This is a genomic window from Ruegeria sp. AL12 (assembly GCF_056540885.1).
The window spans coordinates 1-741 of sequence record NZ_JBQFXN010000116.1 but is presented as its reverse complement, the minus strand read 5'-3'; the positions used below and the strand labels follow the sequence as shown (position 1 = coordinate 741).

At 58.8% G+C, this 741-nt stretch carries 1 protein-coding gene; it reads right to left on the bottom strand.

Translation table 11 applies throughout. The features are described 5' to 3' along the window. Positions 1-741: ABC transporter transmembrane domain-containing protein (locus ACR0C6_RS21720; RefSeq protein WP_480621217.1), on the bottom strand; the 741-nt coding region annotated here is incomplete at both ends.

Sequence of the window (741 nt, the reverse complement as noted above, 5' to 3'; positions counted from 1 at the left end):
ACCTGATCCGCTGGGGCCGATGACGGCCAGAACTTCACCCGGGTCCAGCGCAAGCGATACATTCCGCAACACGGTAGACGCGCCGTCTGGGGTTGTAGCAAAGACGTTTTTCAGTTCCAGAACGCCGCGGGGTTGAGGCAATTGAACCGAAGGCTGGGACGGTGGGTAATCCTCGAGAAGAGAATTCAGTCGCTTACGCGCGGCAGTAGCCAGCACATATTGACGCCAGCTCCCGATCGCCTGTTCGGCCGGGGCCAATGCGCGACCGACCAGAACGGATGCGGCAATGATCGAACCGGCACTCAGATCGCCTGAAATCGCCAGATACGCACCCAGACCCAGGACTGCGGACTGAAGGACCAGACGAACAGTACGAGAGATCGAAGACAGGGTTGCCGCCATGTCGCTGATCTGGCTTTGTTTGACTTGGGCCTGGCCGTTCAGGCCGTTCCAGTGGTCATATAGATCGTCGCGCATCCGCATGGCGTGTGCCACTTCATGGTTACGTGACACGTCATTCAGCACGCGGTTGCTGCGGGTTAGGAATTGATTGGCCCGTGCAACACCGCGCTGGGTCAGAACGTTGTTCACCATGGCAACAACCAGCAGGAACGCGACGCCAGCCAAACCGGCATAGCCCAGCCAGGGATGCAGAAGATAGGCAAAACCAAGGTAGATCGGTGTCCACGGCGCGTCGAATATAACGGCCGGGGTCGAACCGCCCATGAAATCACGCAACGT